21 protein-coding genes are annotated in these 19,982 nt (G+C 43.9%); 14 read left to right on the top strand and 7 right to left on the bottom strand.

The genetic code is table 11. The features are described 5' to 3' along the window. The first annotated feature begins 268 nt into the window (after positions 1-268). The 10 genes from gap to TW84_RS16535 all read left to right on the top strand — a co-directional run bounded on the left by gap (position 269) and on the right by TW84_RS16535 (position 10,313). Complete coding sequence (gene gap, locus TW84_RS16580) at positions 269-1,264, top strand: type I glyceraldehyde-3-phosphate dehydrogenase (RefSeq protein WP_006962931.1); 996 nt, start codon at positions 269-271, stop codon at positions 1,262-1,264. 154 nt (positions 1,265-1,418) lie between these two features. Beyond that, positions 1,419-2,303 (top strand): D-hexose-6-phosphate mutarotase, encoded by an 885-nt coding sequence (locus TW84_RS16575; protein WP_045976739.1) that lies wholly within the window; start codon positions 1,419-1,421, stop codon positions 2,301-2,303. A gap of 243 nt (positions 2,304-2,546) precedes the next feature. After that, positions 2,547-4,583, top strand: a complete 2,037-nt coding sequence (locus TW84_RS16570; protein WP_045976738.1) for a methyl-accepting chemotaxis protein — start codon at positions 2,547-2,549, stop codon at positions 4,581-4,583. Between the two features lie 117 nt (positions 4,584-4,700). Further along, on the top strand, positions 4,701-5,525 hold the full coding sequence (gene rlmA / locus TW84_RS16565) for a 23S rRNA (guanine(745)-N(1))-methyltransferase (protein WP_045976737.1): 825 nt from the start codon (positions 4,701-4,703) through the stop codon (positions 5,523-5,525). Between the two features lie 83 nt (positions 5,526-5,608). Further along, positions 5,609-6,535, top strand: coding sequence for a ChaN family lipoprotein (locus TW84_RS16560; protein ID WP_045976736.1), 927 nt, complete (start codon positions 5,609-5,611; stop codon positions 6,533-6,535). Positions 6,536-6,737: 202 nt separating this feature from the next. After that, on the top strand, positions 6,738-7,094 hold the full coding sequence (locus TW84_RS16555) for a hypothetical protein (RefSeq protein WP_045976735.1): 357 nt from the start codon (positions 6,738-6,740) through the stop codon (positions 7,092-7,094). Between the two features lie 409 nt (positions 7,095-7,503). Next, entirely contained in the window at positions 7,504-9,081 is a 1,578-nt protein-coding gene (locus TW84_RS16550; RefSeq protein WP_045976734.1) for an alkaline phosphatase, read from the top strand. Between the two features lie 125 nt (positions 9,082-9,206). Continuing rightward, positions 9,207-9,512 carry a ribbon-helix-helix domain-containing protein gene (locus TW84_RS16545; protein WP_045976733.1) on the top strand — a complete coding sequence of 102 codons (306 nt, stop codon included), beginning with the start codon at positions 9,207-9,209 and terminating at the stop codon, positions 9,510-9,512. Positions 9,513-9,595: 83 nt separating this feature from the next. Then, on the top strand, positions 9,596-9,991 hold the full coding sequence (locus tag TW84_RS16540) for a VOC family protein (protein ID WP_045976732.1): 396 nt from the start codon (positions 9,596-9,598) through the stop codon (positions 9,989-9,991). A 37-nt stretch (positions 9,992-10,028) separates the two neighbouring features. Continuing rightward, positions 10,029-10,313: a putative quinol monooxygenase gene (locus TW84_RS16535; RefSeq protein ID WP_045976835.1), complete on the top strand. Its 285-nt coding sequence runs from the start codon at positions 10,029-10,031 to the stop codon at positions 10,311-10,313. Positions 10,314-10,460: 147 nt separating this feature from the next. Here TW84_RS16535 and TW84_RS16530 read toward each other — a convergent pair whose 3' ends face one another. The 3 genes from TW84_RS16530 to TW84_RS16520 form a co-directional block, all read right to left on the bottom strand. Beyond that, complete coding sequence (locus TW84_RS16530; RefSeq protein ID WP_157634057.1) at positions 10,461-12,176, bottom strand: hypothetical protein; 1,716 nt, start codon at positions 12,174-12,176, stop codon at positions 10,461-10,463. 448 nt (positions 12,177-12,624) lie between these two features. After that, a complete protein-coding gene (locus TW84_RS16525) occupies positions 12,625-13,065 on the bottom strand; it encodes a YcgN family cysteine cluster protein (RefSeq protein WP_045976730.1) in 441 nt (146 codons plus the stop codon). A gap of 147 nt (positions 13,066-13,212) precedes the next feature. Further along, positions 13,213-13,620 carry a DUF2850 domain-containing protein gene (locus tag TW84_RS16520; RefSeq protein ID WP_045976729.1) on the bottom strand — a complete coding sequence of 136 codons (408 nt, stop codon included), beginning with the start codon at positions 13,618-13,620 and terminating at the stop codon, positions 13,213-13,215. A 258-nt stretch (positions 13,621-13,878) separates the two neighbouring features. On the opposite strand from TW84_RS16520, the gene TW84_RS16515 reads away from it, so the two are divergent. Beyond that, positions 13,879-14,127, top strand: a complete 249-nt coding sequence (locus TW84_RS16515; protein WP_045976728.1) for a YkgJ family cysteine cluster protein — start codon at positions 13,879-13,881, stop codon at positions 14,125-14,127. A 33-nt stretch (positions 14,128-14,160) separates the two neighbouring features. Here the strand turns inward: TW84_RS16515 and TW84_RS16510 are convergent, their stop codons facing one another. From TW84_RS16510 to TW84_RS16495, 4 genes are all read right to left on the bottom strand, one after another. Next, entirely contained in the window at positions 14,161-15,360 is a 1,200-nt protein-coding gene (locus tag TW84_RS16510; protein WP_045976727.1) for a NupC/NupG family nucleoside CNT transporter, read from the bottom strand. 222 nt (positions 15,361-15,582) lie between these two features. Beyond that, positions 15,583-16,530: a LysR family transcriptional regulator gene (locus tag TW84_RS16505; RefSeq protein WP_045976726.1), complete on the bottom strand. Its 948-nt coding sequence runs from the start codon at positions 16,528-16,530 to the stop codon at positions 15,583-15,585. Between the two features lie 50 nt (positions 16,531-16,580). Next, positions 16,581-17,546: a lytic murein transglycosylase gene (locus tag TW84_RS16500; protein ID WP_045976725.1), complete on the bottom strand. Its 966-nt coding sequence runs from the start codon at positions 17,544-17,546 to the stop codon at positions 16,581-16,583. 42 nt (positions 17,547-17,588) lie between these two features. Continuing rightward, positions 17,589-17,876, bottom strand: a complete 288-nt coding sequence (locus TW84_RS16495) for a YcgL domain-containing protein (RefSeq protein ID WP_045976724.1) — start codon at positions 17,874-17,876, stop codon at positions 17,589-17,591. Positions 17,877-18,038: 162 nt separating this feature from the next. Between TW84_RS16495 and minC the strand changes: the two genes are divergently transcribed. The 3 genes from minC to minE are packed head-to-tail and all read left to right on the top strand — an operon-like array spanning position 18,039 to position 19,798. Next, a complete protein-coding gene (gene minC, locus TW84_RS16490; protein WP_045976723.1) occupies positions 18,039-18,701 on the top strand; it encodes a septum site-determining protein MinC in 663 nt (220 codons plus the stop codon). Between the two features lie 20 nt (positions 18,702-18,721). Then, positions 18,722-19,534, top strand: a complete 813-nt coding sequence (minD, locus tag TW84_RS16485) for a septum site-determining protein MinD (protein ID WP_045976722.1) — start codon at positions 18,722-18,724, stop codon at positions 19,532-19,534. Beyond that, on the top strand, positions 19,535-19,798 hold the full coding sequence (gene minE / locus TW84_RS16480) for a cell division topological specificity factor MinE (RefSeq protein WP_045976721.1): 264 nt from the start codon (positions 19,535-19,537) through the stop codon (positions 19,796-19,798). It abuts the gene before it with no gap. Positions 19,799-19,982 lie beyond the last annotated feature (184 nt).

Here is a 19,982-nt window from a genome sequence, read left to right as displayed (position 1 = left end):
GTTTGTAGCACATACTTTGAATCCATAAAAGGACGCTTAAACTTTGGTCAAAAGTGAAAGCGTTTGATCTATTTTACGTCAACTGGTTAGACAAGAAACCTATAATCCGTTCAAAAGATAGTCAATTACGACTAATTGTGAAAAAAAGCGACGCTTTTTTTTGACTTTAAACAAGTTAAGTCCGATTATCTGTTGCAGATTTTGACTGGATTCTGTAATTTTACTACCAGTTATCTTTAATCAGAAATTAAGTTGTGGAGCAACTATAATGACTATCAAAGTAGGTATTAACGGTTTTGGCCGTATCGGTCGTTTCGTATTCCGTGCAGCACAAGAGCGTAGCGACATCGAAGTTGTAGGTATCAACGACCTGATCGATGTAGAGTACATGGCATACATGCTTAAGTACGATTCAACTCACGGCCGTTTCAACGGTACTGTTGAAGTTGAAGGTGGTAACCTAATCGTTAACGGTAAGACTGTACGTGTTACTGCTGAGCGTAATCCAACTGACCTTAAGTGGGACGAAATCGGTGTTGACGTTGTAGCTGAAGCAACTGGTATCTTCCTAACTGACGAAACTGCACGTCAGCACATCACTGCTGGTGCTAAGAAAGTTGTTCTAACTGGTCCTTCAAAAGACGCAACTCCAATGTTCGTAATGGGTGTTAACGACAGCACTTACGCTGGTCAAGACATCGTTTCTAACGCTTCTTGTACAACTAACTGTCTAGCTCCTATTGCTAAAGTTCTTAACGACAAGTTCGGTATCGAATCTGGTCTTATGACTACAGTTCACGCTACTACAGCAACTCAAAAAACTGTAGATGGTCCTTCTGCTAAAGACTGGCGCGGTGGTCGTGGTGCTTCTCAGAACATCATCCCATCTTCAACTGGTGCAGCTAAAGCGGTAGGCGTTGTTCTTCCAGAACTAAACGGCAAACTAACTGGTATGGCTTTCCGTGTACCAACTGCTAACGTTTCTGTAGTTGACCTAACCGTTAACCTAAAAGAAGGTGCATCTTACGAAGCTATCTGTGCAGCGATGAAAGAAGCTTCTGAAGGCGAGCTTAAAGGTGTTCTAGGTTACACTGAAGACCAAGTTGTTTCTCAAGACTTCATCGGCGAAGTTCAAACTTCAGTATTCGATGCTAAAGCTGGTATCGCTCTAACTGATAACTTCGTTAAAGTTGTATCTTGGTACGACAACGAAATCGGTTACTCAAACAAAGTTCTAGACCTAATCGCTCACATCTCTAAGTAATTAGATAGTTAGCAATTAGCGAATAACTTCGTTAAAGAAAAGGCGGCTCTAGAGTCGCCTTTTTTGTATCTAGACTTTGAGTAATACAAAATCGACATTGCATATAATGTGCGAAATATCTCGAAAAGCTCTCCCCAGCGATAGGAAACTACACATGGATTTAAAAACTCTCCCAGCCCTGACCGTGTTATCTGACAACATCACTATCGTTGAAGTTGATCAGGTAAAAGTCGTCCGCGTGATTCATGAAAAAGCAACGGCAGGCATCGCGCTGCACGGTGGACATGTCGTATCGTTCGCGCCAGTAGGCCAAGAAGATCTGATGTGGATGAGCGACAGCGCCATTTTCGATGGTAAGGCAGCGCTTCGTGGTGGCATTCCAATTTGCTGGCCTTGGTTTGGCCGCATTGCTGCGCCTGCACATGGCTTTGCTCGTAACAGTGAGTGGTCACTGCTACAACATCGTGAAAATGAACAAGGCGTTGTGATTGAGCTCGGACTGAAACCTTCAGAGCAAACGCTATCAATCTGGCCGCATAAATTTGATGCGCGTTTAATAGTAGAAGTCAGCAACGAGCTTAAAGTAACGCTCGACGTCACCAATACTGATACGAAACCTTGGGAATTTTCAGGGGCATTGCACACGTATCTTAACGTAGGCAACATCAAACAAGCACAAACTACTGGGATGGGCCCTGAATACATCGATAGCCTAAAAGCAGGTGCAATCTGCCAAGGGGACAAGGTTCTTCAACTTACTGATACTATAGACCGTGTTTACACTCAGCCAGAAGCGCAAATTTTAGTTAAAGATCCAGTGTTGGATCGCATACTAAGCGTGGAGAACCAAGGCCACAACTCGGCTGTATTATGGAATCCATGGGCACAAGGTGCTGAATCTATGTCAGATATGTCCGATGACGGCTACCTTACTATGCTGTGTGTGGAATCGACACTGCATGCACCCAATATCGACCTTGGAAAAACACTTCAACCTGGTGAATCACACCAACTGATCACTACAATCTCAGCTCGATAACTCTGTTCACTGCAGGCCATGAGGCCTGCAATGCACGACCTCGCTCGAAATTATTTCTCTCGCCATCAGGTCTTTTAGTCCACACACGCTGTACAACGCACATTCTTTAACCTTCTAATTACTTAAATAGTTAATAAGAATCAATTATCACCTTTAAACAAGTTGTTATCATCACGATTGAATGACAACTGGATCACTATTGTCAGCGATAAGACACGTCTCCAAAGAGAGGATAATGAAACAATGTTCGAAAAATTCAAAAACCAAAGTGTTGGCTTTCAGTTGAAGTTGGTCATACTGCTTTGCTTGCTCGTTTCCTTCGTAGGTACCGCGACGCTTGTTTATCGAAATGCATCCAAAGTACTGCTTGATAACACACTCAAAGGTCATCAAACTGAAGTCGAAGCCATGGCAATGACTATTGCTGGACAATTTAATGCCTACCTGCATACCGCAAAAGTTTTGGAGTCTACCTTTAGGAATGGTTATCTTGCAGGCGTTTACGTAGAAGACTACACCGTCGACTTTAACGGTCAACAAGTTGTGAATGTCACTCAGTACGGTGAAAGCTTGATCAATGATGCAAAACTGGTGGACAGCTTTACCCGTGATACGGGGGCAGTGGCCACTCTATTTGCTCCTTTTGATGGCGACTTTATTCGTATATCCACTTCACTCAAGGACCCGTCAGGCAATCGTGTCGTGGGCAGTACATTAGGTAAAGACCACCCTGGTTACAACCAGCTCATTAGCGGTCAACCCTATTATGCTCAGGTCAAACTATTCGGTGAGAACTACATTACCTACTATGCACCATTGAAGAATGCAGAGAATAAGGTGACAGGTATTACATTCATCGGTCTGCCTGTTGAGCAAGCAACACAAGATCTCTTTAACTCGTTGCGCTCTATCAAATGGGGTGATACGGGTTACACTGTCGTGGTAGATAATAGAGAGGACAATTTAGGTCATTACCTGCTGCATCCTGTTCATGACGAAAACACGGCGCCGATCATGGAAATAGCCGACTATGATGGCAACAAACCTTTCCATCAAATTTTCAAACAGAAAAGTGGCCTGATCCGCTACCCATATGAATATCAGGGCAATGTTGGAGAGAAATACCTCGTCTACACAGAAGTTCCTGGTTGGAACTGGAAGTTGTTAGGCGGAACATTCATCAAAGAAGTCACCAAAGGCAGTGACACTTTACTCAAGCTGATTATCACGATCGCAACCGTAGTCGCTCTGGGAACCTTCGTCATTTTAACCGTTTTTCTTAACCGTAACCTCAAGCCACTGACGGTACTAAACGGATACATGACTCGTCTCGCGAAAGGTGAGGTCAGCTTAGAAATTCCTGCGACAGGTAAAACATCCAACAATGAAATCATCAACCTAAATAATGGCGTCGCCCATATGGCGGGGCAATTGAATTCCTTGGTTAGCGAAATCCATTCTACAAGTGATGCCGTTCAAGACGCGTCACGAAGCGTATCTCAGGACGCCAACCAAAACCTCGGCCAATCTGACATCCAACAACAACAGGTTGAGCAAGTTGCAACCGCCATTGAGGAAATGGCTTCGTCAGCACAGTCGGTAGCACAGCAAGTCGAAGCGATTGCCGAGAATGTCCGCCTCACCAACGAAGACAGTCAGTCAGGGTTGGAAAAAGTTGAAGGGGTATGTATTGATGTCGCGCAGCTTAACGATCAACTAGACAATTCCGCGCAAGCCATTGAACAGGTCAACAAAGACAGTGAAGCTATCCAAACCGTTACCAAGATGATAGATGAAATCGCTGAGCAAACCAATCTACTCGCTTTAAATGCAGCGATTGAAGCAGCACGAGCTGGGGAGCAAGGTCGGGGCTTTGCCGTTGTCGCCGATGAGGTACGTACTTTAGCGCACCGGACACAAACGTCTGTTCAGGATGTAGTCACCATTATCGAAAAATTAAAGTCCTCTACGGTCAACGCGGTCAATTTGATGGGTCAAAGCCAAAGTAATGCAAATCAAGTGCTCGATAAGGCTCAAGAAGCAGGGTCAGCATTAGAGGCCATTGCATCGCAAGTACAATCTATTGCCATGCAAGCGGATACCATAGCCGCAACCTCTGAAGAACAGGCAAACGTATCCCAAGAAATTGCCGCCAACGCCAATTCTATCAGTGAATTGAACCGAGAAAGTCGAGCCACTAGCGCTAAAACGGCTCAAAGTGCCGAAGAGCTACAGAAGCAAGCCAGCTCATTGAAACAGCAAGTCGACTTCTTCCATTAATAACAAAAAGGGGCAGATATATTCTGCCCCTTTTTCCGCAGTGTTATCTTTGCCATGCTAGTCTCAAAACTCGGTTCCTGTTAGAATTCGCGCTCTTTTTGTCATCCTGAGATCCTTATGTCTTATACCTGTCCTTTATGTCATCAAAGCCTGTCGCTCATTGGCCACACCTTTCGCTGTGAGAACAGTCATGCTTTTGACTTAGCCAAAGAAGGCTATGTCAACTTGATGCCTGTTCAGCATAAGCGTTCCAAAGATCCGGGCGACAATAAAGAGATGATGCAAGCACGCCGTCGTTTTTTAGAGAAAGACTACTATCGCCCGCTGAAAGACAAAGTGGCTCAAGTCTGTGCTCAATACATTGAGAGCACTCAGCACCAGTTACTTGATATTGGTTGTGGTGAGGGTTATTACACCACAGAGGTCGCGAGACAACTTTCAGTACAACACCCAAAGGCAGTGACTTATGGCATCGATATATCTAAGGTAGCGATTCGCTATGCGTCTAAGCGCTACACCAACTGTTCTTTCAGCGTAGCATCAAGTACACGCCTTCCTTTTTCAGACGGCAGTCTAGATGCCGTATTGCGTATCTACGCCCCTTGCAAACCACAAGAGCTAGCAAGAGTCGTCAATCACAACGGTGTCGTGATCACAGTCACACCTGCGGCCCGTCATCTTTACCAACTTCGAGAGCACCTCTACCAAGACGTCAGATTGCATAGTGAAGAGCCAGAAAATATCGATGGGTTTGTCCTCCAAGACTCTCTCAAGCTGTCCTATACTATGCCGTTGCAGGATGGTGATGCGGACGACTTGCTTCAGATGACACCTTTTGCCTGGAAAGCGAGTGAGGAACTGCGTGATTCTCTAAAATCATCTAAGTTATTTGAATGCGAGGCAGATTTTATGATTCGTATCTATCGCAAACAGCCAAATTAAGTATTTGGATAATAATTCTCATTTAGATTGAGTTATCTTGTTGCCTCCATTAGTATGCTCGCATCATATTTAGGAGGCCTGTTATGCGCAAACTTCTCACTGTATCTTTGGCTTGCCTGACCTTGTCAGCTTGTTCAACGGCAACTCATCAAGAAGTGACCAGTTTCTACGATTACCAACTCTTCACCCCTGACGCTCAAGCCGTGTCTTTAAGTCGTTTTGGTAAAGACATTCAAAACGCAGACATCATTTTGGTGGGAGAATGGCATACCCATTCAGGTGTTCATCGCTTTCAAACCGACCTAGTCAAAGCTCTTATTTCACAAGGCCATGATGTCGCAGTCTCTATGGAGCAATTCTCACGCGACAGCCAAAGTATTATCAATCAGTACCTAGCGGGTGAAATTGGTGAACAAATGCTGATTAAGAGCGCTAGCGCCTGGCCAAACTATGAAAGTGACTATCGCCCATTGGTTGAGCTGGCTAAAGCCAATCAGATCGATGTTATCGCCGCCAATGCCCCCAAGCCAATAGTGCGTTGCATTGGGCGGCAAGGACTTGATTACCTTGAAAAGCTTACCCCTGAACAGCGCGCTTATGTGGCCGAGACCATCGATGTCGCCCCCAGCCCATACAAAGATAAATTTATGGCGTCGATGCACCACGGCAAACCTGAACAATCAGAAAAACAGTTTTCCGCTCAAGTGACATGGGATGAAACTATGGCTGAAAGTATGATTCATTATCTTGAACAGAACCCTTCCAAGCAGATCATCCATTTTGCCGGTAAATTTCACATCGAAGACGGGTTAGGTACAAAGGCCTCAATTCTCTCTAGAAAGCCAGATTTGAATGTTGTAGTGATCACTCCGACAGAGGACGTCATATCTGATAGCCGAGATTACCAGCTAAAGGTCCTCGCTCCTCCTGTACGATATGTACAAATGGAGAATCAAATCAAGGCTTACCACAGTCTAACAAAAAGAAACCAAGACTTATCTTGTCTCTAAGGCGGCATTAATTTTGCTGACTATGATACGATAATTTGAATCCACATCATAAAAGTCCAACCAATAGCACTATTTTGATATGCGATGAATAAATCAGGCACACTTTGTGCTTGAATGTATTTCATACAAAATCGACATATTTTGCACAAGTTTTTCGCTCATTGGTCGATATATTCCATGAGGATGATGTAAGGAGATCGCTATGACACCAGTAGGAATGGAGCCAGCAAAGCTGACACCAGCCCAGCAGGTCAAACCTCAAGCGAATCAAAGTGAGCCAAATAATGGCTCTGCGCCGCTTAAAGTGGAGCAAAATAAAGTCACGCTTTCTGATGAAGGAAAAGCGTTGCTTGCCGCTTTGCAGGAAATTGATAAAGAAGCGAAAGCTGCTGAAAAAGCCAATAAGACGGTTGGCGATCAGGTAGAATCTTTCACCCATGGGGCATTAGGCATTGATAAACCTGACGAAATCAAAGAAGAAGACGATGGCGCTTACTCTGCGGGGCAATACCTTTCCGCCGCGGCAACAGTGGGCGGAATACTTCTAGCGCTCATATAGAGTGAACCCGCTCGATGGCTTTTCCCCTTCCTCCGAAACGAATCAGTGACGGCGGGGAAAGGCTGTGCCCGTTATGTCCCCACCCTGCTCTGCTCAGTAGTCAACACAGGTTACATTATTAATACGCACTGAGGCCCCCCTCATTCCTCAATGAAGGCGTAACGCAACAGTAGCGTTCGGTCCAACTGCAACCCCTTTACATTGTGTGTCTTACCTTGTTGCAAAACATCGAATACCGCTGATGTACGGGTACCCTGCTATTAAAAAACCTATTTTATTCTACTTTTTTCGTGTCAGTGGGCACAGAAACCGACAATGAAATCAAATTTATAAATCAATACATTGATGAAATAAATATGAAATGTAACAGTGATTTAATCGGGACGCTTTTATAAATAAGGACAATTCGATGAAGCACTTAACCAAACCTCTTGTCGCGGCAGTCGCGACTTCTGCGCTCTCTTTTAATGCACTTTCTGCAGACATTAAGAACGTCATTCTAATGATTGGTGACGGAATGGGCCCACAGCAGGTTGGCCTGCTAGAAACTTATGCCAATCAAGCCCCGAATTCCATTTACCAAGGTCAACCGACGGCACTGTTTAAACTTGCTCAGGAAGGGGTCATCGGTTCCTCACTAACCCACCCTGAAGATGCCATCGTGGTTGACTCTGCTTGTTCGGCAACCATGCTTTCAACAGGTATTTATACTGGCTCCGAGGTCATTGGTATCGACTCTCAAGGTAACCATGTTCAGACTGTTTTAGAAAAAGCTAAAAGCATGGGCAAAGCAACCGGGTTGGTTTCTGATACTCGCCTTACTCACGCAACCCCAGCCTCATTTGCCGCACACCAACCTCATCGCTCTCTTGAGAATGACATTGCATCTGACATGTTGGAAACAGGAGCAGATGTCATGCTATCCGGTGGCCTTCGTCACTGGATTCCAAAGTCCACCAACGACAAAGGCCAAACATACAACCAGTTAAAAACACTGACTCAGGGTGATGTTTACCTTAAGTCCAAGCGCAAAGATGACCGCAACCTGCTCACTGAAGCACAGCAAGACGGTTACTCACTTGCCTTTAACCGTGACATGATGACAAAAGCGCAAGGTGATAAGTTGCTTGGCCTGTTCTCCTACTCTGGTATGAACGACGGCATTGCTTATAGCGTAAGTAAAAATGATCCAGAGCGTACTCAACCAAGCCTAAAAGAAATGACAGATAAAGCGCTGGATATCCTTTCGAAGGACGAAGACGGCTTCTTCCTCATGGTCGAAGGCGGCCAAATTGACTGGGCGGGACACAGTAATGATGCTGGTACCATGTTACATGAGATGATCAAATTTGATGAAGCTGTGAATACCGTTTATCAATGGGCACAAGGCCGTGAAGATACCATTGTCATCGTCACCGCTGACCATGAAACGGGCTCTTTTGGCTTCAGCTATTCCTCTCAGGATCTGCCAAAACCAGAGCAACGTGATGGCGAAGCTTTTGCCGAGCGTAGTTACGCTCCTAACTTTAACTTTGGTGCATTTCAGATCTTAGATGGATTATACAACCAGAAGAAGAGCTATTACGGTATCGTGAGTGAGTTCCAAAAGCTGGATAAAAATCAGCAAACTGCAGCTAAATTTGCAGAAATGGTGAACAAGAATACGGACTTCCCGATAACGTCCGGCCAAGCAGCGAACGTCCTTGCCAGTAAACCCAACCCATACCGTTTGGCCGGTCATAAGTATTTGTCCGCTGAGGAAATCCCGGCAATTAACGACTTCGACGCCTTCTTCCCATATAACGACCGCGGCAACCTGCTAGCACGTGAGCAGGCCACTGGCCAAAACATTGTATGGGGCACGGGTACACACACACATACCCCAGTAAACGTATTTGCGTGGGGGCCAGCAGAAGCCATTATTCCTGTGTCTAAAATCATGCATCACTCAGAACTAGGGGAATATATTAAGACGCAGGTTAAATAAACAAACCTTGAACCATCAACAAAATAAAACGCCCTACGGGGCGTTTTTTAATGGTGTCACTTTATGTTGACTCGCTTTGAGGGGCAGGTTAGAAATAATGGTTTATCATCGATCAGCATCGTATTATGTGTGAAATATTTTCTAATCAACCTCAAGAAAACTACCAGATTATTGCCCGCTCGATCCGCATTGATGGCCACGCCACCAGTATTAAGCTCGAAGCCAGTTTCTGGCAGATCTTAGAGGAAATCGCGCAGCAACAATCCATGACACTGCCCCGCTTTATCAGCGTAATTTACTCAGAAGCGTTGAAATACAATCGAGAAATCAAGAACTTCACCTCACTGCTGCGTTGTGCTTGCCTCATCTACCTTCGCCAGCCCGACGATGTAATGGCAGCGGTCAAGCAGCAGCTCATAACCCATCAGTAAAATCTTTTCATTGTCGTACCCCGGTACTACCTTCTGCTCAAATTTACCCCTTATTCTTTCAGCCTACTGAGCAGGAGGTAACAATGACAAGGCTCATTCACACTATGGTAAGGGTAAAAGACCTAGCCACTTCAATAGCATTTTATCGCAGCGCATTAGAATTAGAGGTGAAAGACCAATTCGTATTTGACAATTTTACTCTGACCTATCTTTCCAACCGCGAAACTGAGTTTGAACTGGAGCTGACCTACAATCATGATACAGAAGAAGCTTATCATCATGGGAACGGCTACGGGCATATTGCTGTATCAGTCGATGATATTCATCAGACACATCACAAACTCAATGCACTTGGGCTGGATCCCTCTGAAATGAAAACTATACAGCATCAAAATATTGATCTCGCCACTCTCTTTTTCATTACCGATCCCGATGGATACAAAATCGAATTCCTGCAACGTCAGGGAAGATACCAGTAAATAACAACGAAAAATCAAAAATTACAGAGCAAACATGATGATAAACTTAACCGCGACTTTTCACGCCAAAGCTGGCCAAGAAAGCGTACTGCAGTCCTTGTTGGTTGGTATGCTAGAACCTAGCCAAAATGAACCAGGATGCCTACGCTATAACCTGTTAAAGGACAGCAAAAACCCTGCAGTCTTTATGTTTCAAGAGCAGTTCACTGACAAGCAGGCTTTTGATGAGCATTGCCAACAGGCGCACTTTCTCAACCTTTTAGACCGCTTGGAAGGTTTGCTAGAGCAAGAACCAACCATCACCTTTTATGACCAGCTATAAACGACAAAGAGCGCCATTGGCGCTCCTAAGTAAATCTACTAATCCTGCTTAAGCCTATGTAATTGAGAATATCGCTGAGGAGAGGTACAACACCATACTTCCTCACATGATGACAAAAGCCCAAATATCCACCCAATAAATGTCTTGCTATTCATTAACAGGGAAAGATCTGAATACTAAGCCCCAATTCCAAAGTGGGTAATAATCAAACTGCCTATTTCCGTAACCAGAATCAGAAAACTGATATGTTGATTGCTCAGAATCAGAGTCTCTAAGATTACCATAGTTATATATGCGTGATAACTTTACCTTCATACCTGCAGAAAATTCGCTTCCTAAACTAGACTTATTTGAAAGCCTCAAAAGTAAAAAAACGCCTTCATTACAAACTCTATCTACAGTAATCTTATTATTGCCCGAGGTCACATAAAATTTTCCTTCATTAGCTAAAGCATTAATTTCTTGAGTAGCGTTATTTAACTTTAGATACTCTCTATCTTCTCTACTAGAACATACTTTATTTTTTCCAACATCCACGATGGTTGGTTGGGATCTACCTACATTACTATTGACGCCATAGTTTACGAACACAGACTTTTGAGGACTTACCGTTTCTTCAAGCTCAATGTTAATATAATCTTGGCCAATGACAGATACAGACGAAATACCTACTAGATTTCCTTGATCATCTTCCACTTCAAAACCATATGTTCCACCTTGATTCGGCAAAAATGTATCATCTAGTACTAGAGGGGGAGTCGGCACGAAGAATTGAACTTGTATATTCTTTCTATCTGAAGACAGTGATGCCTTTTTAGGACTCAATGGCGTCCAACTTTGATTTTCAAAAATGACTTTTCTAACAACTTTAGCAAACAATTCACCCAACCACCTTTGTCCATCTGAGCTAAGGTGTATATCAGCTCCGTTATAAACGTCTTCATCGCTTGGGTCATTAACATTTTTATAAATACTATTTACAGCGCTTGGTAAAAAGTACGTAGGTGATACCATATGTATTTCGCGATCTTCATTTGCAGCTTGCACTTGAGCAAGTCCAGGAAGATAAGCTTGAGTTTGTGAGGAAAAAAGATTAACTCGTTTACTTTGACCTGTAATATATTTGATGTCAGTATTGTAATCTTCTTTTAGGTTAATTAAATCTGCTTTATAGGTTTCTACAAAAGCATCTTTATCTAGTTTAGAATCCCAGCGGTTTATTTCTCCATTTGCCTGAGACTCTCCTTGCATCCAGCTTACAGCCACTACTTCGTAGTTATAACCCAAAGAGTCAGCTTTCTGTTTAGTACGTTTAACATCGTCAATTGATGTAATATAATAACCACCTCCAGACCAGTCACTTCCTGATCTACGATCTGCGGCATCATCATGACGTTTATCAAGTTCCCTCAACATCCTCCCACCTTGACCTGCAAAGCTAAAAATGAACGAGTCTGTAGGCTCAATAATATTCTTGTGAGTCAATGTATCCATGAGGTGATCGGCGTAACCACTTGCAATCGATTCACCTTCTGCCCGTCTCTGAGTTGCTTTGAGTGGTACAAGCTCAAAATTCTCGTCATCTCTTAGACTAGGGGTAGATCGGTTTTCATCATAGGGCCACGTCTGCGTACCCATACTAAACATTAGGTTGTTGTATGTACTACCATTTGTAGAGATAAGAGGTAAAGACTCCTCTCCAGAAGCTAAAGATTGACCCATGTGAACCAAATGATAATAGTTAACTCGAGTATCATCTGTATTTGTTGTTTCTGTATTGCTTACCTCTGAAGAGGTACTATCATTACATGATGTCAAGGAAACTAATAAAAAAAGAAAAGCTATTTGCTTCGTTCTTTCCAATTTATATAAATAGTTAATACAACAACCCTCATTATAGTTTCATTAAATCTTTGTTAAGAAAATAATAGCTTATCAAAATAGCTACTACACATAGAATATATGTTAAGTAGTTACGGTAGTCATGCTTAAGCGATACGCTTTACTAACTATGTCTAGTTCTGATGCAGAATATAGTAGTCTTCTCGAATCCTTCAAGCCTGTCAATGAAATTTTCACCTAGGTAGACATACCTTTAATTTGGTCAACAGCCCGTCATATATAAATTTGCTATAGGATTGAGGGATATGTTTCAAAAGCCAAAATATTGAGCAAGAATCGCATTCAGAATTCGATAGAGGCATGAACGTTCACTTAAACAAGCATCGAAATCACCACAAGAAGCAAGACACGATTTGCCCCATCACAGGCAAATCTGCTGCCCATACAGGTGGACACAACGAGCTATAAGCTAAGTTCTATCTGGATGGTTTAAAATGTGATCTTCCCAATCCACCACATCAATCTCATACACGATTTTATTGCGTACGCTTTCGCCAGCGGCATGCATCGCAGATTTAGAGCCTGTGATCAAAGGGTGCCATTGAGGAAGAGGCTGATTTTCCGCCAATAAGCGGTAAGCACAAGTATGTGGCAACCAAGTGAAATCATCAATATCGTCACGGGTTAACTTGGTACACTCCTCACCAGAAGTGAATCGGTTGGGATAGTCTTTGCACGAGCAAGTTTTGCTGTTTAACCAACTGCACGCCACATTGGTGTAGTAGATTTCTTCTGTGTCTTCATCCATGAGTTTATGTAGACAGCACTTACCACAACCATCACAGAGTGCTTCCCACTCTGGTTCGGTCATTTGTTCTAGTGATTTACTTTCCCAAAATGGCTGGCTCATAACATTACTTCGGTCTCGGACAGGGGAGCGTTTTATACCGTTTAGACGCATAAAGTTCAAGGACAATATTTGTACTCGACAGAGATATCAAAACGATACAATCACGACTTTGAATCACTCACGCAATTACGCCACAAACTAGCGAGCTCAACGACCTCTAGCACGATTGCCGAAAGCGTAACTTCTTGTTGTTTGTTTGAGATATTTCGCTTTGTAGTTACCGTTAAGGTGCACTAAGGTTCCTCTGAGCCTATCGAGGTGATAACGCTGTTGGTTATTACCCAAATTAAATTCTAGAGTTTCGCCGTCGAAAGCAAAGTGGGTACTGATTAAGTCTTCGTTCCAGTAAATCCCCTCTTCCGCCACATGAAGCGTATTGGCAGCGTAGGTCGCGACATTCGCTTCTTCCCAAACACCAAGCAATTCTTGTCTCGCTTTCTGGTGTTCATGTTCCATCACAAAATAGATGCCGATACCGATCATGATGGCACCACAAACACCGATAAATGAGGCTATTTTACTGGAATGTTTTGCCCAAAAACTTTTATCGCTCATCTGACACGACACTCCCAATTGTACCCGACATTACAAAGCACCAAAGCGCGTTGACCCTTTATTGTTAAGTTTAGTGGAACACGGATAAAACTGATAAAAATATAAATTATAGTAAATGATACACCCGCATTATCGTCATATAGGCGACCAAGCAATGAATGCCATTAAGTAAACAATTGATGCGGGGAAGCGTTTTATACTGCTAGGGGTCATCTTTTTTGCTAATATCGCGCCCCGATTATCAATGAGGTCATCATTATGGAATGCCGATTAGGCTGCGGAGCGTGTTGTATCGCGCCAAGCATTTCTTCGCCGATCCCGGGTATGCCGAAAGGCAAACCTGCAGGCACAAGATGCGTTCAGCTCAATGAAGAGAATTTGTGTAAGTTGTTTGGTAAACCGGAACGACCAAAAGTTTGCCACGACTTTAAGCCATGCCCTGTGGTCTGCGGTAGTACGAACCAGCAAGCCATCGACAATATTACTGAACTCGAAAATCTGACATAAAAAAGCCGCTTTATCTTAAAGCGGCTTTTCGTTTCAGAGACTGAGTATCACACCAACAATGGCGGCACTCATTAAATTGGCCATGACACCGGCAGCAATGGCGCGGAATCCATATTTTGAAATAAAGCTTCGACGCTCAGGCACCAAGCTACCCAAACCACCGATCAGCATAGCCATTGTTGAAATGTTCGCAAAGCCACACAGAGCAAATGTCACAATCGCTTGTGAATGATCACTGAGCTGAGACTTCACTTCCATCAGTTGAATAAAGGCAACAAACTCGTTGACCACAACCTTATTACCTATAAGCGAACCTGCCGTAATCGCTTCACTCCAAGGCACACCTAGTAGCCATGCAACAGGGGCAAACAAGTAACCTAAGATAAGCTCAAAGCTTAATTCTATGCCTACCAGGCTGCCAGCCCAACCCAACATACCGTTGAGCATAGCAATGACACTGATGAACGCTAATAAGGTCGCCCCTACAGCGACAGCAATTCGTAAGCCGGACATCGCGCCATCCGCCATCGCCTCAACGACATTAGTCGCTCGCGGCATGTCAACATTGTCTATTTCAACCTGAGCGTCAATTTTTTCGGTTTCAGGCACTAACAGTTTTGCCATCAACAATCCCGCAGGGGCAGACATAAACGCTGCAGCGATAAGGAAATTGAGATCGACACCTAATGACGCATACCCCACTAACGTACCACCAGCAACTGACGCCAAGCCGCCTGTCATCACAGCAAATAATTGTGAATCGGTCATTTGGCGCAAGTATGGCTTGACCACAAGTGGCGCTTCAATCATACCGACAAAAATGTTTGCCGTCGCAGACAAAGATTCAGCCCGACCTATCCCGAGTAGTTTTTGCAATCCGCCGCCAATCACATTGATCACTTTAGGCATGATCCCAATATGGTACAGGCCAGAAATCAGTGCTGAGAAGAAGACAATAATACCCAATACATTGATAGCAAATGTAAAACCGCCCGTTGCCAAGCCACCAAATAAAAAGGCTATCCCTTCTTGGCCGTAGTTAATCAGATTGGATACCGCTGCTGTGACACTGTTTAGCGCTTCCTTACCAGCGGGTACATAGAGGACTAACAGCGCAAAAGTCACCTGCAGAGCAAAGGCTAAGGACACAGTTTTCAGATTAATATTTTTTCTGTTGGTAGAAAGTAGCCATGCTAGAGCAAGAATGGCTATGATTCCGAGGATTGAGTTCATGGAAATATCCGACTAAAAGGGCCATAAATAATGGCGTCGGATAATATTCTGTTCCAAAAGAGATGCAAATCTAAGTTGTTAAAATCCGGTTTACTTTGAACAACTCAAACTTTAATCAAGTCGATAAGCGGCTGTTTTAAATCAAGATAAACGTTTGCTTTTCGTTATTATTTCCATATAAAAAAAATGTTTCTAAAAACAGAAAAAATCTACAGCAACCAATCAGGCTTGAGGTCGGTGAATATAGGGAGACAATCGTTTGTCCCAGTAGCAGGGTGAACCAATTTTACTCTTGATGAACTCAATCACCGCGGTTGTCTTCGTCGACAGGTACCGACGGCTTGGATAAACTGCATAAAAAGGCATATTCTGACTGGGTAACCACTGAGGCAAAAGCTGAATCAACCGACCTTGCTTAAACTCATCACGAATGAGATAAGTGGCTAGGTAGGCAACACCCCATCCAGCAACGGCGGCATCTCGCACTGCTTCTGCCAAATCGACCGAGTAATTTCCAGATACTTTCACATTCAGCTGATCATCATGGCTGGAAAATGCCCAATGGGTGTAGTCACGCTCCCAGCTTCGATAAATCAAGCAATTGTGGTCAACCAAATCGTTCGGGTGATGAGGCGTATCATGTTTCATCAGATACTCTGGCGAAGCGGCTACCACGAACTGGCTGTCCGCTAAACGCTGAGCGACATATCCTTCAGGTAGCATCTCGTTATTGGTGATCCAAAGATCCAATCCCTCTTGTAACATGTCGACTTTATAATCAAACAAATGCATCTCAACTTTCAGATTGGGGTATTGCTCTCGCAGCTCATCGATCGCAGGGAGAATGTGCAAAGTCCCAAAAGACTGCGATAAACCGATTCGAATCAAACCCGCCACTTCATCTTTCTGACTTTCCACCTCGAGGTGCGCTTCTTCAACGCTTCGCACCACTTTCTGGCAATGATAAAAAAACTGTTCCCCTGCCTCAGTAGGAGTAAAAGTTCTGGTCGTTCGTTGAACCAGTTTAACGCCTAGCGATTCTTCTAGCAGCGCCAGTTGCTTACTAACATGTGAAACCGAGACCCCCAAGCTCTTCGCAGCCTGAGTAAAGTTTTTATGAGTGAGCAAGGCGGCGAACACCACCATTTGAGATGCACGATCAGATAGCACAGGGACTCCACAAACTAAAAGGAGCTCCAAAGAGCTCCTAATCAAAACAATTAAAGCGTTATTCTGTCGGCCAAATGGCTCACGGCTAAAGCAAAGTAGTATGAGCGATTCCACTTCATCAGAACATTGTAGTTGTTATAAACCAGATAAACTCGCCCGTTGGCATTGTCTGGCGCAGTTAACCATGCATCCACGTTCACTTGTGGCAATGGGCTCCCATCGTAACGAGTGATGCCAAGTTGATTCCATTGAGCGAGCGTTTTCTCTTTACCTTCAACACGCCCTTCAAGGTTCATGTCGAAACCTTGCGGCAATTTAACCTGACGCCCCCAAGTGAACTTGTCGTTCCAACCATATTGACTCAGATAATTGGCAGCTGACGCGAACACGTCCGATTCGGTATTCCAAATATCTTTCTTACCATCACCACTTCCATCCGCGGCATAAGCAAGGAACGAGCTAGGCATAAACTGACATTGCCCCATAGCTCCTGCCCAAGAGCCTTTAAAATCGCTGAATGGAATATGTCCTTCTTGCAATATTTTCAGTGCGGCCATGGTTTCTTTGCGGAAGAAAGCTTCTCGACGGCCGTCGTAGGCGAGCGTCGATAATGCATCGATCACAGGATAGTTGCCTGTAAATTTACCGAAGTTACTTTCCACGCCCCACAATGCAACAATAAAACGTGGTTGTACGCCGTATTCTTCACCAATTCGGCTTAACTCTGCATAGTGCTCTTTGTACAGCGCTTTAGCCTGCTTTACTTTCCAATCTGGGACTGCACGAGGAATATACTCATCCAGTGTCAATTTCTTTTCCGGTTGGTTCTTATCCGCTTTTACAGCACGAGGCTTATGAGTCACATTGCCGAAAGCCTGATTGATAATTTGCTCCGAAATACCATTGGTACGCGCTTCTTGTTTTAAGCCTTCAACATATTGCTCAAAACTGATCTCATTCGCATAAACAGAAGTAGAGAGTGTTAATCCTAGAACGACTGACAGTAGTTTCTTCACATTGCCCTCCTTGAGCAATAAAAACAACAATCCAATGATTATTTACTCTTCAGATTGCTGACGAGCTTGTTTTTGCTCTTTATATTCATCGAGTAGGTTTTTTGGCGGCGGCGGCAATTGCAAGAAAAAACCATCATCGATTAGAGATTGTTTTACTTTATCGACATCAACTTGTGCCAGAGTACGCCCTTCCAGTTTGACCACCATAACCATAATAGGTTTGCCAAACATTTGCATCAAAGTGTCAGGAACTTGTGAAAAATCATCCTTTTTCGGGATATATAGGTAAGCGCCTTCTTTTTTAGAACTTTTATAAATTGCACAAAGCATGGTAAGCCTTTTGTCTGTTTAGATTCAGAGAACGTCAATGTTTCGCTATTTTTTACAGCAAAACACTCAATTGAGCGCAAGATAACTTGCTGTGCTTATTATGGGAATATAACATGACAACCCTAGTCTCAGGCAACGTCCTTACGAGGTTCCTAAAAAAAGATGTCAAATTTACCGGACCTGAAAGGTAGTAGTTTTACTTTGTCCGTTTTACACCTTTCAAACAACGATGTTGAAAACACACTGCAATTTCTCAGTGAAAAAGTCGAACAAGCGCCAGCTTTCTTCGCTCACGCCCCTGTTGTCATCAATATTTCAAAAGTTGATGGTGATATTGATTTTACGAGACTAAAACAAGGGATTTCACATGCCGGAATGATTCCGGTTGGTGTGACAGGGTGCCGCGATAAACGCACTCAGAATCTGGCTTCAGAGGCTGATTTTGCTGTTATGTCAGCTAGTAAATCCCCTTCTCAAGCTCCGGCGAAAATGGCACCGACTAAAATCATTCGTACTCCGGTACGATCTGGTCAGCAGATCTATGCCAAGGACTGTGATTTAGTAGTGTTAAGCCACGTCAGTGAAGGTGCCGAGGTTATTGCAGATGGTTCTATTCACATTCACGGAACACTTCGTGGTCGTGCGATTGCTGGCGCCAGTGGCAACACGGGTGCAGTGATCATCTGCAATAAGCTTAACGCCGAATTAATGTCAATTGCCGGCCACTATTGGCTCACAGAACAGTTTGCTGATGAATACTGGCAGAAAAAAGTTATGTTCAGTTTGGACAATGACTCGCTCAAGTTCGAGTTGTTAACCGTTTAAAGATTAATAAGGAACACATAATGGCACGCATTATTGTTGTCACGTCAGGTAAAGGTGGTGTAGGTAAAACCACATCAAGTGCCGCTATTGCTTCAGGTCTGGCACTGAAAGGAAAGAAAACCGCAGTGATCGATTTTGATATTGGTCTACGCAACCTCGATTTGATCATGGGCTGTGAACGCCGCGTAGTTTATGACTTCGTCAACGTTATCAATGGCGAAGCAACGCTCAATCAAGCCATGATCAAAGACAAACGCACAGATAATCTCTTCATTCTACCCGCCTCTCAGACGCGTGATAAAGACGCACTGACTCGCGATGGTGTTCGCCGTGTTTTGGACGAACTGGATGAAATGGGCTTCGATTTCATTATCTGTGACTCTCCAGCAGGTATCGAGCAAGGCGCATTAATGGCGCTATACTTTGCAGATGAAGCGATTGTGACAACGAACCCTGAAGTTTCTTCGGTTCGTGACTCAGACCGTATCTTGGGCATTTTAGATTCAAAATCTCGCCGTGCTGAAGAAGGATTAGAGCCCGTTAAACAACACTTACTGCTGACCCGTTACAATCCAGCACGCGTGACACAAGGTGAAATGCTGAGCGTAGAAGATGTCGAAGAAATTCTGCATATCTCACTGCTTGGCGTCATCCCTGAAAGTCAGGCAGTACTGAATGCGTCAAACAAAGGTGTCCCTGTGATCTTCGATAACGAGACAGACGCGGGTATGGCTTACGACGACACAGTCGAGCGCTTATTAGGATCACAAGTGGATTTCCGCTTCCTAACCGAGCAGAAGAAAGGGATCTTCAAACGACTATTCGGAGGCTAAATGTCATTACTTGAATTTTTCCGCCCGCAGAAGAAAACGTCTGCCAATTTAGCCAAAGAGCGTCTGCAAATCATCGTTGCAGAGCGCCGCAGTCAGGGTGATCCATCACCTTCGTACCTGCCACAGCTAAAAGAAGACATTCTCAAGGTCATTGGTAAATACGTCGCTGTGGATCCTTCTATGGTTGATCTCTCTTTTGAACACAAAGACGATGATATTTCAGTGTTGGAGCTGAATATCAAACTTCCAGAAGACGAGAAGTAGAAAGCTAGAGAAGTAGAAAGCTAGAGAACTAGAGAACTAGAGAACTAGAGAACTAGAGAACTAGAGAACGTTTAGAGGGTTGGCGTGAGAGCGTCAACCCTTTTTATTTGGAGTGCTGGATTATTATCTCTTCCAGGGAAAAAGTACTGTCCACACCTTTGTACTAAAGGTTCTTTCACCGTTC

This window comes from Vibrio neptunius (genome assembly GCF_000967495.1).
In the GTDB taxonomy this organism is placed as follows: domain Bacteria; phylum Pseudomonadota; class Gammaproteobacteria; order Enterobacterales; family Vibrionaceae; genus Vibrio; species Vibrio neptunius.
Note: the sequence above shows the minus strand (reverse complement) of the source record. Positions and strands in the feature narration are given on the sequence as shown.

Excerpts from the sequence above, each read along its gene's own strand:
- gap (WP_006962931.1), top strand. The coding sequence starts at position 269 with ATGACTATCAAAGTAGGTATTAACGGTTTTGGCCGTATCGGTCGTTTC.
- TW84_RS16575 (WP_045976739.1), top strand. The coding sequence starts at position 1,419 with ATGGATTTAAAAACTCTCCCAGCCCTGACCGTGTTATCTGACAACATC.
- TW84_RS16570 (WP_045976738.1), top strand. The coding sequence starts at position 2,547 with ATGTTCGAAAAATTCAAAAACCAAAGTGTTGGCTTTCAGTTGAAGTTG.
- rlmA (WP_045976737.1), top strand. The coding sequence starts at position 4,701 with ATGTCTTATACCTGTCCTTTATGTCATCAAAGCCTGTCGCTCATTGGC.
- TW84_RS16560 (WP_045976736.1), top strand. The coding sequence starts at position 5,609 with ATGCGCAAACTTCTCACTGTATCTTTGGCTTGCCTGACCTTGTCAGCT.
- TW84_RS16555 (WP_045976735.1), top strand. The coding sequence starts at position 6,738 with ATGACACCAGTAGGAATGGAGCCAGCAAAGCTGACACCAGCCCAGCAG.
- TW84_RS16550 (WP_045976734.1), top strand. The coding sequence starts at position 7,504 with ATGAAGCACTTAACCAAACCTCTTGTCGCGGCAGTCGCGACTTCTGCG.
- TW84_RS16545 (WP_045976733.1), top strand. The coding sequence starts at position 9,207 with ATGTGTGAAATATTTTCTAATCAACCTCAAGAAAACTACCAGATTATT.
- TW84_RS16540 (WP_045976732.1), top strand. The coding sequence starts at position 9,596 with ATGACAAGGCTCATTCACACTATGGTAAGGGTAAAAGACCTAGCCACT.
- TW84_RS16535 (WP_045976835.1), top strand. The coding sequence starts at position 10,029 with ATGATAAACTTAACCGCGACTTTTCACGCCAAAGCTGGCCAAGAAAGC.
- TW84_RS16525 (WP_045976730.1), bottom strand. The coding sequence starts at position 13,065 with ATGAGCCAGCCATTTTGGGAAAGTAAATCACTAGAACAAATGACCGAA.
- TW84_RS16520 (WP_045976729.1), bottom strand. The coding sequence starts at position 13,620 with ATGAGCGATAAAAGTTTTTGGGCAAAACATTCCAGTAAAATAGCCTCA.
- TW84_RS16515 (WP_045976728.1), top strand. The coding sequence starts at position 13,879 with ATGGAATGCCGATTAGGCTGCGGAGCGTGTTGTATCGCGCCAAGCATT.
- TW84_RS16510 (WP_045976727.1), bottom strand. The coding sequence starts at position 15,360 with ATGAACTCAATCCTCGGAATCATAGCCATTCTTGCTCTAGCATGGCTA.
- TW84_RS16495 (WP_045976724.1), bottom strand. The coding sequence starts at position 17,876 with ATGCTTTGTGCAATTTATAAAAGTTCTAAAAAAGAAGGCGCTTACCTA.
- minC (WP_045976723.1), top strand. The coding sequence starts at position 18,039 with ATGTCAAATTTACCGGACCTGAAAGGTAGTAGTTTTACTTTGTCCGTT.
- minD (WP_045976722.1), top strand. The coding sequence starts at position 18,722 with ATGGCACGCATTATTGTTGTCACGTCAGGTAAAGGTGGTGTAGGTAAA.
- minE (WP_045976721.1), top strand. The coding sequence starts at position 19,535 with ATGTCATTACTTGAATTTTTCCGCCCGCAGAAGAAAACGTCTGCCAAT.